A 13,180-nucleotide genomic window follows, 5' to 3' on the forward strand; every position below is an offset into this window, starting at 1 on the left:
ACCTTTCTGCGCGCAGGGGAAAACTGGACGGCCAGAACCCAGCTCAATGCGAAGGCATCCGCCTTTCCAGACTCGAGCTGGCCAGACGGCAGCCTTGACCGGCCTTGGAGCAACCCATGCTGGCGAGAGTTCAACTAACGCTTGTTTTGGTAGTGCATGATCTCCGCCGTCTTCACTCCCGTGCCGTCTCAGGCAGCCATGAGTGATAAAGCGGGTGATTGACGGAAATTGGCATGGCGGTCGGCTTGCTGGTGCGGTGTGAGTGATAGGCGGCTGTTACGAGTTCGAGCGAGCGGCGGGCATCCTCAAGCGTTACTGGCGGTTTAGTACCATCCATGATTGCCTTGTGGAAAAGCTGGAATTGGCGGGTATAACCGTCCTCCTCGTCCTTATATTCGGCGAGTGCATCATCGACGCGGGCCTGATGCTCTTCTGTGCCCGCGACGAAGCTCCATGGATCACGGCCCATCGTGTAAGGATCCAGGACGCTTTCCGCCACCAGATCGGAAAAGCAGAAGCGCAGGCGCGAGATTTCCTTGCGGGAACCGAGCGTCATGGACAGAGCCGCTAGCGAACCATTTTCCATCTTCACCGAAAGCGTCGCTGTGTCCTCGACCTCAATTGGGTTCACCAGCGTCGTACCATGGCTGAACACTTCGGCGCAGGCGCCATGGACGTAGTTCAGCATGTCATGGGCGTGGATGGCATGACCGAGTAGCCCGCCGCCGAGTTCGCTCTTCCATTTGCCGCGCCACGGAACGGCATAGTAGTCCGGCCCGCGCCACCAGTGGGTCTCGATGGTAGTGAGAAACGGGTGCCCGGCCAGGCCGCGTTCGATAAGATATTTCAACTTCTGCAATCCGGTACCGTAGCGGTACTGGAAGATCGGCATCAGAAAACGGTCGGTGCTGCCCACGATCTTGATCATTGCATCGACATCGGCGATCGAGCCATAAAGTGGCTTCTCACAGATGATATGCTTGCCGGCCTCAATGCCGCGCTTGGAGAGTTCGAAATGTGAATCCGGCGGCGTGCAGATGTCGATGATGTCGAGATCATCGCGTGCAAACAGAGTGTCCACATCCTGAGTATATTCGGCGATCTTGTATTCTTCGCAAAGCGCGCGCCCGCGGTCCCCGTCAAGCGAGCAAAGGACCGCGACCTCGAACAGCTCAGGGTTCCAGCCAAAGCCGGACAGATGCCTCGCGGCAATGCCGGCCCCAATGACGCCGACGCGTAATCTCTTGGTCATCTCAATATTCTCCCTGGACGCCAATACGGGCGGCATTGGTCTGTGCCTCAAGCGAAAGGCGACAGACTTCAAAGACATGGGCCTGCGACATCGCGGTTTCGGTGCGATTGGCGACGTCATCGACAAAGGCGCGGAAATATATGAGCTCCTCGTCGCTGCAATCGATGTAGCGGTTTTCCGTACCATTGATGAGGAAGAGGTGATCCTTGCCCGGTCGGCCGGAAATGTCGATATACTTGCGCAGCTCGATATAGCCCTCCGTACCGAGGATGATCAGCCGTCCGTCGCCCCACGTACCGAGCCCTTCCGGGGTGAGCCAATCGACTCGGACATAGCCGGTTGCCTTGTCGGAACGCAAAAGAATGTCGCCAAAATCCTGGAAGGCCGGCTTTCCCGGCATCGTGAAATTGCCGATGCTGCTGGCAACGATCTCGCCCGCTTTCGAGCCGGTGTAGAACAGAAACTGGTCGATCTGGTGGGAAGCGATATCCACGATGATGCCGCCGAAGCGTTTGGGGTCGAAAAACCAATCCGGTCGTGAGGCAAGCTGAAGCTTATGGGGGCCGGTGCCGATAGTCTGGATGACCCGGCCAACCGCGCCCTCCTGCACCAGTTTGCCCGCCTTCACCGCCGAGCGAACGCTGTGACGTTCGGTGAAGCATATGGAAAAGATCTTTCCGGTTTCCTCTACCGTCTTGCGGACCTCTGCGAGCTGCTCAAAGCTTGTAACTCCTGGCTTGTCCAGCATCACATCCTTCCCGGCCTTCATTGCACGGACGGCCAAGCCCGCGCGGTCCGCCGGTACGGCGGAGATGCAGACGACGTCGATCTTCGGATCATCAAAGATCCGGTCGCGGTCGATCTTCGGTACGTCGGGATAATTCTTCTCCATCGCCTCGAGAACAGCGGGGGCAGTGGTTTCGGGGCAATAGCCGACAAATTCAGCGCCCGTCGCCAAAAGCCCCTTCACATGATCGAAAATATGGCCGTGGTCGAGACCGACGGCTGCAAACCTCAACATTGCTCGCTCCTTATTGCTAGCCGGCCAGAACCGGCCGTCGTCATGCTTGTCTCACCGGCGATCATGCCTCCTGGACATGCTTCGGCAGCGTCTTGCGCCCAGCCTGGTCGAAGAAATGCGCCTTCTCGAGATCGAAGAACACGTCCACGCTGTCGGTGACCGCCGGCTGCCCTTCAAGCAGAATCGTCAGCGGCTGCCCATCGCCGAGGCTGGCGTACACAACAGTCTGCCCGCCGAGGCTCTCCACCAGATCCACCGCAGCGGTGCCAAGTTTGATCCTGCTGGTGCCGGCAACTATCGAGAGGTGCTCGGGTCGGATGCCAAAGGTAACCGGCAACCTTTCGAAATTCGGATGAGGTAACGAGACCTCGTTAATCCTGACGCCGTTCGAGGAAGCCGCGGCCGGTAGGAAATTCATCTTTGGTGAGCCAATAAAACCAGCAACGAACCGATTGCCGGGCGCGTTGTAGAGATCGAGCGGAGAGCCAACCTGCTCAATGCGCCCGTTGTTGAGCACCACGATCTTGTGCGCCATGGTCATCGCCTCGACCTGATCGTGGGTCACGTAGATCGTCGTGTTGCCGAGCCGCTTGTGCAGCTTGGCAATCTCGACGCGCATTTGGACACGCAGCTCGGCGTCCAGGTTGGAGAGCGGCTCATCGAACAGGAAGAGTTTCGGCTCGCGCACGATCGCCCTGCCAATTGCCACGCGCTGGCGTTGACCACCGGAAAGCTGTCGTGGTTTGCGAGCGAGGAGCGGCTCGATCTGAAGGATTTCCGCCGCCTCCTGGACACGTCGCTTGATCTCCTCCTTCGACATCTTCGCGGTCTCCAGCCCGAAGGCGAGGTTCTTATGGACCGTCATGTGCGGATAGAGCGCATAGGACTGGAAAACCATGGCGATACCGCGCTCGTAAGGCGCGATATGATTGACCGTTCGGCCGTCGATCATGAGGTCGCCGCCAGTGATCTCCTCGAGTCCGGCGACCATTCTCAAAAGAGTCGATTTGCCAGAGCCTGACGGGCCAACAAAGACAACGAACTCTCCGGGGTCGATTTGAAGATCGACGCCGTGAACCACCTGTAGTTCGCCATAGGATTTAGTAACGTTTCGCAACTCAACGGTGGATGACACGGATCGCCTCCCGGCTGTGCTGGAGTTCAATTTTCGCGCGTGAAAGAAGTCCCATCATCGCTTCATCCCCGTGGTTGCGATCCCCTCGATAAGCAGCCGCTGGAACAGCAGGAAGAAGCCGAAGACCGGCATCAGGGACAGCACGGACATGGCGAACAGTCCGCCGAAATTCGACACGCCGCTCGAATCCACGAAGGTCCTGAGTCCGAGCATTGCCGTGTATTGCGGCATGTCGCTCAGATAGATGAGCGGTCCCAAAAAATCGTCCCAGGTCCAGATAAAGGTGAAGATCGAGGCGGTGGCCAGCACCGGCAGCGACAGCGGCATGATCACCCTCCAGTAAACCCGCCAAGGCGAGCAGCCGTCGATCATCGCAGCCTCATCGAGCTCCTTAGGAAGGCCGCGAAAGAACTGCACCATCAGGAAGATGAAGAAGGCATCGACGGCGAGGAACTTCGGAACAACCAGCGGCAGAAAGGTGTTGACCCAGCCAAGCTCGCGAAACAGCACATATTGCGGGATCAGGGTGACGTGATAGGGGAGCATCAGCGTCATCAGCATCAGCGCGAAGCAGATCCGGCGCCCCCGAAATTCCAGCCGCGAGAACGCGAAAGCGGCAAGCGAACAGCTAAATACATTGCCAACGACGCAAAGTATCGCGATCAAGAAGGAATTGCTGAAGAACCGGCCAAAGCTCACCGGCAGCCCGTTCCAGCCTTCGACATAAGAGGTAAGGCTAAAGCTCGACGGAGTGAGGCTCGTCGAGATGAAGATTTCGTTTTCAGGTCTGAATGAGGCCGACAGCATCCACAACAGCGGATAGATCATAGCGATCGAGGCGCCGATGAGCAGCGCGTGAGTGACCATGCCGGCAACACGCGAACGCATCGTGGCTTCGGAGAGCGAGAGCTTATTCATCGTAGTGCACCCAATAGCGGCTGGTGAGGAAGGCGAAGGCCGTAAACAGCGCGATGATGACCAGCAGCACCCAAGCGAGTGCCGAGGCATAGCCCATGCGGAAATAGCCGAAGGCTTCCTGATAGAGATAAAGCGTATAGAACAGCAGCGAATTGACCGGATTGCCCGATCCGTTCGAGATGATAAAGGCAGGTGTAAATGTCTTGAACGCATCGATCGTCTGGATGATGGCGTTGAAGAAGATCACGGGAGTTAGCAGAGGTACGGTAATGCGCCTGAACTGCCGCCAGCGCCCGGCGCCGTCGACCCGCGCCGCCTCGTAAACATCGGCCGGTATCTGCCGAAGGCCGGCGAGGAAGACGATCATCGGCGAACCGAACTGCCAGACCGCCAGGACAATTAGCGTCCACAGCGAGTAGTTGGGGTTCGAGATCCAACTCGGACCTTCGATGCCGAACTGAGCGAGGAGGTGGTTTACCAGCCCGTTGCCAGCGAAAAGCTGTCGCCAGAGAACGGCAATCGCAACGCTCGCGCCGAGAAGCGAGGGCAGGTAAAACAGCGCCCGGTAAAGCGGCAGACCGCGGATGCCGCGATTGAGCAGCATGGCCACGGCGAGCGCAAAAGCGAGTTTCAGCGGCACGGAGAAGAGGACATAGACAAAGGTTATCCTGATGGAAATCATGAACTTGGGGTCTGCGGTAAACATGCGCACGTAGTTGGCAGGGCCTACCCAATCGGGCGCGGTCAGAAGGTCGAAATCCGTAAAGGACAGGTAAAGCGACCACAGGATCGGGCCGAGCGACAGGCAAAGAAAGCCTATCGCCCAGGGCAACAAGAAGAGGTAGGCCGCGCGCTGCGTAGAGGAATAGCGCTTAGGCCCTTTTGCCCGCACCATTCCCCCGCGTGACGCGGCCGCTTCGGGCGACTTGATAACCGTCATGATCAGCGCCGGCTCAAAAGTTCGGTTGCCTGCTCGACAAGCATCGGCCCGGCGTTCTCCGGCTTTTCCATTCCGAAGGCGACTTGCTGACTGATATTGGCAAGCACCGATTGACTAACCTCGCCGGCGGCCGTCGGCGGAGAAGGGGGGATCGGGCCAAGGATATCGCCGAGCCCCGACACGTATTCCAACCCCGCACGTTCGAGCGGCGACAGTGTTGGGGCAAGGGCTTCGCGCACGGGCTCCGAACAGGGAATGCCACGTTCGGTGCCGAGAAGCTTTGCAGCTTCTAGGTCGTTTGCAAAGAAGCTGAGAAACTGGGCGGCTTGGCTTTTCGCGGCCGACGAGTTCGCAATCGAGAAAAACATTGACGGTTTGCGGTACTGGCCGCCCGTTGCGCCAGTAGAGATTAACGGGTAAGGAGCGAGCGCCAGCGGATCCTGCATCAGGGACTGATAGGCAACCAGAAGATTTGAATTGTCTGGTTGAAGCGCGGCCTTACCCGACACAATCATGGTCGATTCCATCGGGCCTGTTTCCAGCGCATTATCTTCGGCCGTAACGCAAACGCCGGCCTCACGCAGCTCCGACCACAAGATAAACCATTCCGTGGCATCGTCGGCACCGAAGGCAAGTTGACCATCGGCGGTGTAAAGCGCCTTCTTGCGTTGGCGCAGCCAGTTTTCGAGCATCTGCTCATTACCCGAAGCGTCCATGATGACGCGGATCCCATTTGGCAGGCCCGACTGCTTGAAGACGTCGGCATATTCAAAGAGCTGGTCATAGGTGAAACCACCCACGGGCAGTTTAATGCCGGCTCTATCGAAAGCTGCGGTGTTGACGATGGTCGCGACGGAGTTTGCTCCGAGGCTGATACCATAGAGCTTTCCGCTAACTTTGCCCCCCTCAATTTGATCTTTATCGAAGCCGGCGAGGTTCAATTCCTTGCCGATAAATTCGTCAAGCGGCGCGATTGCGTTACGGGCGGCATATTCGGCGATATAACGGTAGTCCATTTGCACGACGTCTGGCGCGTTGCCGCCAGCGATCTGTGTGGCAAGTTTCGTCCAGTAATCGTTCCAGGCGAGAAATTCGTTTTGGACTGTGATTCCGTTTTGAGCGGCAAAAAGCCCGCTTGCCTTTCCGGTCTTATCCGCGCGAGCTTGCCCGCCCCAGAAGATTAGACGAAGCCTTTCTGCGGCGGCGTAAGCGCTGGTACCGTTAAGGGTGGCGGCAAGGGCTCCCAGGCCCGCGGTCTCCAAGAAGCTGCGACGACCGATAAGATTATTCATATGCTCCTCCTTTAAGGCCGAACTCTCCTCAGTCGGCGTTTAAAGAGTATCAATCCCCAAGACATATGAAAATTACGATTTATCCGGAGTAATATAGATTTTCTCTATATCTCCGTTTCATCTAGTGCCATTGCCGCGAGCTTCGAGGCACCGAGAGCCCGGATTTCCTCTAGGAGGGCGGCAAGCCGAGGGTCGTGTTCGGTACTGTGGGTGGCGTAGATGCCGACCCTTGCCGACCGCTCCGGCTGATCATCCCGCAACGTGACCTGATGGAGCCCTTTCTCCGCCAGTTCTTTCGCGACTACGGAGGTGAACCGAAGGACCCCCTCGCTCTTCAAAATATACTCTACGCAGACCGACATGGAATTTGATGAGAAGCTATTTGGCTCCATGCGAAAATGAGGACTGCTTATCGTGTCTCGATCCCGCAGGAACAATCGCTCGTAGCGTTCTTCGGGCGAACCAACGACCACCATGGGGTAGGCTCGGATGTCCTCAAAGCCTTTAGGCTCATTGAGCAACGGATGCCCTTTTCGCACGAAATAACCCTGCCTGGCGTTGCCGAACGGCACGAAACGGGTGTTGAACTCCGCGGCCATGCCAGGTGTCTCATGTCCGAGGAACATTGAAATTTCGCCAGCGAGGAGCTGATCCATGCAACGCAGCTGATTACCCACGCTCACATGCACAGGCGCATCGGGATAACTACGGCGGCGCTCAAATACCCAGTCGCGGAGGAAGAGGATCCACCAAGTATAACCGACGCCGATACTGATTGTTAGTTCGGAATGTATGCGCTGCCGATCGATCTGGTCGATTGTGTTGTCATAGAGCTTGCGCATCACGCGCGCATTTTGGAAGAGGGTCACGCCGTAAGGTGTAAGGACCGCGCCGCGTGCCGTGCGCTTGAAGAGCGTAACACCAAGACTCTCTTCAAGCTTCCTGATATTGAAAGTAAGAGTTGGTTGCGTCACGCTTAGCAATTGCGCCGCGCGACTGAATGAGCCAGATTCTGCTATTGCTAAAAACTGCTGCAATATCTTGTCCATTAAGCCTCCGCCGCTGGAGCTCGCAATAACGCTCCTCCTCGTCCCACCCATAATTCCACGAATGATTTAGCTAGTGCCCGTCCATAAACGCCTGTTTTTCTCCGATTTTGAAAGGGTGTTTGCCGGCTGCCATCGTTTCTTGGGACGAGTGATGGCAGAAGACCGCGCAGATTATGGCCCGAAGAGCGATCTGGCGGCAATGGGGTCATGGGATATCGGCCGACGCTCGCTGAGCTGCTTTGAACGCTACCGGATCAGGAGCGTAAGGTCGGCCTGAGGCGGGCAAGGAGGGCGAGATTGTAAGCGACCACCGAGGACCAGACACGTGCGGCCTCGTTCCATTTGCCCGTCTGGCATGTGGGGTGCGGGTGGCTTTGAGGTGACCTTAAGCCATGACTGTGGCGTGCTATGTCCTACCGCTTATTTAATAGGCAGGTGGCATTCGTAGATGCTTATGATTGTAAGCCTGCGTTTTCTGCGGCGCCGGCTCGTTTAGGCGGATACAGTAGCAGAGCAGCTGTTGGTCGACTTCTCTTCAAGATCGCTGAGATCAGAATACTCGCCGTGGCATGGTCGCTACGCTCGATCCTGTTCATTCAATAGCCTCGGGATCGGTATCGGGACCTCTTCCGATAGAGGATTTGAGGTAAAAAACTGTCCTCTCTGATCTCCATGGTCGATAGGCCTCTGATGCGACCACGTTGTTGCTGTCAGAAGCTCGCTAGCAATTCACTTTGGGACGACCACTCGTGTGATGACAGGCACCTCAAATATCTTGACAAAGGAAATCATATTTACGAATTGATGTGCGTCACTAAATTTTTTGAGGGTTTTTTATGCTTTTCAGACGGAACGAGTTCGCGATCACAGTTGCATTGGTTTTCACTCAGCCACTCGCCGCAACCGCCGATCCGATCACCATCATCGATCATGAAAAGCGCACCGTCACACTGCCAAAACCGGTCGAGCGGATCGCCTCGATCCCAATTCCGATGGCCTCGACCATCATCGCCATGGACGGCGGAACGTCAAAGCTGGTCGGCATGAACCCAACCGCCAAGTCGGCGATCGTCGAGGGCGTGCTCGGCAAGATCTTCCCCGAGGCGAAGGACATTCCCTCCGACATTACCGCGCCGAACTTCATTCCGAACGTCGAGGAACTGGCGGCCACCAATCCCGAACTGGTAATCCAGTGGGCCGATCGCGGCCCGGACCTGGTCGACCCGATCGTCAATGCCGGCCTGACCGCGCTTTTGATCTCCTACGGCTCGGAAGAGAAGACCAAGCAGTACCAGGCGATGGTGGCGACCGCGATGGGCAAGCCCGAGCGCGCGCAGATGATCAACGGCTGGCGCGACCAGGTGGCCGCCGAAATGGCCGCCAAGTCGAAGGATATTCCGGCCGAGAAGAAGCCGCGCATCCTTTATCTTGGCCGCGCGCTGGAAAGCCTGACCGCCTCCGGCGACAAGGGCAACTACGCCGCCTTCTACGTCAATCTGGCCGGCGCCGTCTCCGTCTCGGCCAATCTTGAGGGCCAGGGCACGACGATCAGCCCCGAACAGATCGCCGAATGGAATCCCGACGTCATTCTCCTCAACAGTTTCGAGGCCAAGCTCGGCCTTGAGCGGATCTATGACGACCCGATCCTGTCGCTGACCAAGGCCGCCCAGGACAAGCGCGTCTACAAGATGCCGCTCGGCGGCTATCGCTGGGACCCGCCGAACCAGGAAAGCCCGCTGACCTGGATGTGGCTTGCCAATCTCATGCATCCCGACATCTTTCAGTACGACCTGCGCGGCGAGATGAAAAAGGCCTACAAGACGCTCTACGACTACGACCTGACCGACGAGGACATCGACGGCATCCTGTGGGTCGGCATGCAGGGCGACGCCACCGACTACGCCCAGTTCAAGGCGAAGTAAGATGGCGATGGCGGCGATGGAAAGCGGGCGCCGAAGCCTGATCGGCCTCAGGATCGGCGCGTTCGGGCTGATGGCGCTGGCGCTGATCGCCGCCATGCTGTTTTCAATAGGCGCCGGGCGCTTTTCCGTCGACGTGCCACGGATCGGCGAGATCCTGCTGGCGGCGGTCCTCAACCCGGATGCCGCGCCGACCCAGATGGACGAGCGCATCGTGCTGCTGGTGCGTCTGCCGCGCGTGCTTCTGGCGGCGCTGTCGGGTGCGGCGCTCGCCGTCGGCGGCGCGGCGCTGCAGGGCGTGTTCCGCAATCCGCTGGTCTCGCCGCAGGTGCTCGGCATCAGCCAGGGTGCCGCCTTCGGCGGTGCGCTCGCCATCCTGTTCGGCTATTCCGGCTTCGTCCTGCTCGGCATGGCCTTCCTGCTCGGCCTGTCGGCGCTGTTCATGGTCGGGCTCCTCGCCCGCATCAACGGCCGCACTGAGGTGATCACGGTGATCCTCGCCGGCATGATCGTCGGCGCGTTGTTCGCGGCCCTGGTGTCCGTCGTGCAGTTCGTCGCCGACCCCAACACCTCTCTTCCCGCCATCGTCTACTGGCTGATGGGCTCGTTTTCGACCGCAACCTGGCCACGCCTGTGGCTCGCCGTGCCGGGCATGGGCCTTGGCCTCCTCGCCGTCTGGCTGTTGCGCTACCGGCTCAACCTGCTGGCGCTCGAGGAGCAGGAGGCGCGGTCGCTCGGCGTCAATCCGGATCGCGAGCGCTGGTATATCTTCGTCGCCATTTCGCTGATGACCGGAACCTCGGTGGCGGTAGCCGGCATCATCGGCTGGATCGGGCTCGTCGTGCCGCATGCCGCGCGCATCCTGGTCGGCGAGGACCACCGCGCGCTGATCCCGGCCTCGGCCCTGCTCGGCGCCGCCTATCTGACGCTGATCGACACCATGGCGCGCACCCTGACGGCGGCCGAAATCCCGCTCGGCGTGCTGACGGCGCTGGTCGGCGCGCCGGTGTTCGGTTACCTGCTGCGCCGCCATTTCAAGGAGACCAACCGCACATGATCGGTCTTGAAGACGCCTCCGTCTCCTTCGGCGCCCGCACGCTGTTTTCCGGCATCAGTTTCACCGTGCCGGTCGACCGTTCGATGGCGGTGCTCGGCCCCAATGGTCGCGGCAAGACCACGCTTCTGCGCGCCCTGCTCGGTTTCCAGCCGCTGGCCAAGGGTCGTCGCAGCGCGCCAAAAATCTCCGGCTATGTGCCGCAGCACGGTGCCTCGCAGGCCAAGCTGTCCGGGCTCGACGTCGTCGTCATGGGTCGGGCGGCCAGGCTTGGCCTGTTCGGCCAGCCCTCGGCGGACGACCGCGCGGCGGCCGAGGAGGCGCTGGTCGAGGTCGGCGCCTGCCATCTCGCCGAGCTTCGCTACGACCGCATGTCCGGCGGCCAGAGGCAGATGGTGCTGATCGCCCGCGCCATCGCCACCGGTTCGCCGGCTCTGATCTTCGACGAGCCGACCTCGGCGCTCGATCTCGGCAACCAGTCACGCACGCTGGAACTCCTCAATTCGCTCCGGCTTCGTCGCGACAAGGCGATCCTGTTCACCACCCACGACCCAAACCATGCGCTGGCGGCGGCCGACGACGTGCTGCTGATGATGCCGGGCGGGCGCGAAATCCACGGCACCGTGGCCGATATGATCGAGCCCGACAAACTCTCCGAGCTCTACGGCGTGGCGATGCGCTGGGTGGAGGTAACCGGACCGACGGGCGAGACGCGCCGGGCAATCCTGCCGGCTTTCGCCGGAATAGAGGCAGCATGAGCGCGATCTATCTGAAATCGACCTATGATGCCCCGTCCGAGGCCGTGAAGGCCGCCGCGGCAGAGGGTCTGGTGACGATCGTCGAGCAGCCGGCGCTGACCGCCGACATGCTTCTGGCCCACAAAGGCCTGATCACCGGCAATCAGTTCGACCAGAACGCCATGATGCTGATGCGCGAGGCGCTCGCCGCGTTCCTCGATGCCGGCGGCCGCTGGTTCTTCAACGGCCACATGGTACGGCCGCTGGTCGACGGCATGAGCCAGTACCGGCCGATCGAGGCGCCGAATCGCGCCGATTTCGACCTTTCCTCGGTCAACGCCCATCCGCTGTTTTCCGGCATCGAGCTTGCGAAGATCGAGACCAACAAGGGTGTGGCTGGCTTTTACGGCCGGGGCTGCAATCCGCCGCCCGAAGGCGCGGTGGCGGTCAACGGTCTCGGCGCGGCGCAGGTGCCGGTCGACTGGGTCTGGGCGCGGCCAAGGGGCGGGAGGATCTTTTCCCATGCCGGCAATGATCTCGGCTCGATGGGGCTCGAATGGAACCTGTCGGGCGAGCTGACGCGGCGGATGATCGACTGGACGCTTGGCGGCCCCTGCCTTGACCCCTGGCCCTCGGCACCCTCGTCGCCGGCGGCCGAGCTGCCGCTTGCCGCGCCCGAAACCTATGGCGGCATGCGGATGTCGAGCCGAACGGGACGGCGCGTCGTCGCGCCATCGTCCGGCACCTATTACAACATCCGCAGCCTTGAAGGACCGCGCTACACCGAGATCTTCGACGTCATCTGCGCGCCCGAGCAGCTCGCCGACATCCTGCGTCCCGACGACATTCTCTGGGTTCCGTGCCGCACACCAGCGCAGCGCATGATCGCCCAGAAATCCGTGCTCGCGCGCCATCTGGCCGCCGGGGGCACGGTGGTGGCGCTCGGCGAGAGCCGTTCCGATCTTTGGCTGCCGCATGTCGACTTCACCGGCACGCCGACGAATTGGTGGTGGTGGCTCGATCCGGCCGCCGATCTCGGCGTGCGCGTCAGCGAGGCCGCGGCCAGCCATCCGCTGATGGCCGGCATCGGCGACAGGCAGGCGACCTGGCACCTGCATGGCTGGTTTGTCCCGCCGGACGGCGCCACGGTGCTGGCCCGCGACGGTGAAGGCCGGGCGATCCTCTACGAGGACAAGGTCTCGACCAAGGGAACGATGATCCTCTCCTCGCTCGATCCGATGTTCCACCACGGCTCGCACTTCATGCGGGCAACGACCCTTTTCCTCGACAGCTTCGTTCCCAACCTGAGAGCCTTCGCAGATGTCTAATGCCATTACCGTGCTCGACAACGGCCACCCGATCAGCTTCACCTTCGACGGCATCAACGCCTATCACGGCGGCGGTTTTCCCGGCGGCGTGGCGCATGCGCTGAAGGCGATGCAGGCGGCGTTTCGGCTACTGTCCGACACGCCGCTGGAACGGCGCGAAGTGACAATTGTCACCGCGTTTTCCGGTCCCGGCGGACGCGACGCGCTGGAAATGGTGACCCGGGCGCTGACCGAGGGACGGCTGACCGTCGACAAGTCGATCGGCGGCAAGGACATCATCACCGATCCGCCCGGACCTTACGTGTTCCGCTTCAGCTATCGCGGTCGCACCGCTGAAGCCGTAATCAAGCCAGGGCACGTGAAGGAAGAGTTCGTCACGCTGGGCGCTAAGAAGGACAAGACGCCCGACGAGGTCGCCCGCCACGAGGAGTTGAAGGCGGAAATGGCTTATCGTCTGCTGCCTATCCCTGCACACGACGTGTATGGCGTCAGGACCTTTTGATCCGGACCGGACCGAGGATCCAACGTATCGTGT

The 13,180-nt window shown here is 60.1% G+C and carries 11 protein-coding genes and 1 pseudogene; 5 read left to right on the forward strand and 7 right to left on the reverse strand.

The annotated features are described in order from the left end of the window. Positions 1–172: 172 nt before the first annotated feature. The 7 genes and pseudogenes from KQ933_RS23245 to KQ933_RS23275 form a co-directional block, all read right to left on the reverse strand. Positions 173–1,252, reverse strand: a complete 1,080-nt coding sequence (locus KQ933_RS23245) for a Gfo/Idh/MocA family protein (protein ID WP_216760183.1) — start codon at positions 1,250–1,252, stop codon at positions 173–175. A 1-nt stretch (position 1,253) separates the two neighbouring features. Next, on the reverse strand, positions 1,254–2,273 hold the full coding sequence (locus KQ933_RS23250) for a Gfo/Idh/MocA family protein (protein WP_216760184.1): 1,020 nt from the start codon (positions 2,271–2,273) through the stop codon (positions 1,254–1,256). A 61-nt stretch (positions 2,274–2,334) separates the two neighbouring features. Next, positions 2,335–3,408 carry an ABC transporter ATP-binding protein gene (locus KQ933_RS23255; RefSeq protein ID WP_216760185.1) on the reverse strand — a complete coding sequence of 358 codons (1,074 nt, stop codon included), beginning with the start codon at positions 3,406–3,408 and terminating at the stop codon, positions 2,335–2,337. A 54-nt stretch (positions 3,409–3,462) separates the two neighbouring features. Further along, a complete protein-coding gene (locus KQ933_RS23260; RefSeq protein ID WP_216760186.1) occupies positions 3,463–4,326 on the reverse strand; it encodes a carbohydrate ABC transporter permease in 864 nt (287 codons plus the stop codon). Beyond that, a pseudogene (locus tag KQ933_RS23265) lies at positions 4,319–5,173 on the reverse strand (carbohydrate ABC transporter permease); the annotation flags it as partial. The pseudogene KQ933_RS23265 and the gene KQ933_RS23260, both read right to left, overlap by 8 nt. Positions 5,174–5,268: 95 nt before the next feature. Next, entirely contained in the window at positions 5,269–6,558 is a 1,290-nt protein-coding gene (locus tag KQ933_RS23270) for an ABC transporter substrate-binding protein (protein ID WP_216760188.1), read from the reverse strand. A gap of 104 nt (positions 6,559–6,662) precedes the next feature. Then, positions 6,663–7,607 (reverse strand): LysR family transcriptional regulator, encoded by a 945-nt coding sequence (locus tag KQ933_RS23275; RefSeq protein WP_216760189.1) that lies wholly within the window; start codon positions 7,605–7,607, stop codon positions 6,663–6,665. A gap of 836 nt (positions 7,608–8,443) precedes the next feature. On the opposite strand from KQ933_RS23275, the gene KQ933_RS23280 reads away from it, so the two are divergent. The 5 genes from KQ933_RS23280 to KQ933_RS23300 are packed head-to-tail and all read left to right on the forward strand — an operon-like array spanning position 8,444 to position 13,147. After that, positions 8,444–9,529 carry an ABC transporter substrate-binding protein gene (locus tag KQ933_RS23280; RefSeq protein ID WP_216760190.1) on the forward strand — a complete coding sequence of 362 codons (1,086 nt, stop codon included), beginning with the start codon at positions 8,444–8,446 and terminating at the stop codon, positions 9,527–9,529. A gap of 1 nt (position 9,530) precedes the next feature. Continuing rightward, positions 9,531–10,583: an iron ABC transporter permease gene (locus tag KQ933_RS23285; RefSeq protein ID WP_216760191.1), complete on the forward strand. Its 1,053-nt coding sequence runs from the start codon at positions 9,531–9,533 to the stop codon at positions 10,581–10,583. Beyond that, the gene (locus KQ933_RS23290) at positions 10,580–11,338 is read left to right on the forward strand and encodes an ABC transporter ATP-binding protein (protein WP_216760192.1); all 759 of its coding nucleotides are present in this window, start codon (positions 10,580–10,582) and stop codon (positions 11,336–11,338) included. The genes KQ933_RS23285 and KQ933_RS23290 overlap by 4 nt, the downstream gene beginning before the upstream one ends. After that, the gene (locus KQ933_RS23295) at positions 11,335–12,645 is read left to right on the forward strand and encodes a hypothetical protein (RefSeq protein WP_216760193.1); all 1,311 of its coding nucleotides are present in this window, start codon (positions 11,335–11,337) and stop codon (positions 12,643–12,645) included. Before KQ933_RS23290 ends, KQ933_RS23295 begins: the two co-directional genes overlap by 4 nt. Then, positions 12,638–13,147: a hypothetical protein gene (locus tag KQ933_RS23300; protein WP_216760194.1), complete on the forward strand. Its 510-nt coding sequence runs from the start codon at positions 12,638–12,640 to the stop codon at positions 13,145–13,147. Before KQ933_RS23295 ends, KQ933_RS23300 begins: the two co-directional genes overlap by 8 nt. Positions 13,148–13,180: the final 33 nt, after the last annotated feature.

Source organism: Rhizobium sp. WYJ-E13 (genome assembly GCF_018987265.1).
In the GTDB taxonomy this organism is placed as follows: Bacteria; Pseudomonadota; Alphaproteobacteria; order Rhizobiales; family Rhizobiaceae; genus Rhizobium.